This is a genomic window from Sulfitobacter sp. 15WGC, from assembly GCF_005068605.1.
GTDB classification, from domain to species: Bacteria; Pseudomonadota; Alphaproteobacteria; order Rhodobacterales; family Rhodobacteraceae; genus Sulfitobacter; species Sulfitobacter faviae.
The window spans coordinates 1-252 of record NZ_SZNL01000196.1; the positions used below are offsets into that span (position 1 = coordinate 1).

Below are 252 nucleotides of genomic sequence, written 5' to 3' on the forward strand. Positions count from 1 at the left end.
CGTTCGCTCGCCGCTACTAGGGGAGTATCAATTGATTTCCTTTCCTCCGGGTACTTAGATGTTTCAGTTCCCCGGGTTTGCCTTTTTAAGCCTATATATTCAGCCTAAAAATACCTGGTCTTACACCTGATAATCACTTCGCTGGCGACCACCCAGTGTTTTGATCGAAGATCAAAATGTACCGACCAAAGGTCGGCACGGAGCGGACATTGCGAAGCAATAACAGAGTATAATCAGGTGGGTTGCCCCATT

The 252-nt window shown here is 47.2% G+C and carries 1 rRNA gene; it reads right to left on the bottom strand.

Features of this window, described 5'->3' with window-relative positions:
• Positions 1-252: ribosomal RNA gene (locus FCK22_RS18540) — 23S ribosomal RNA — on the bottom strand; the annotation flags it as partial.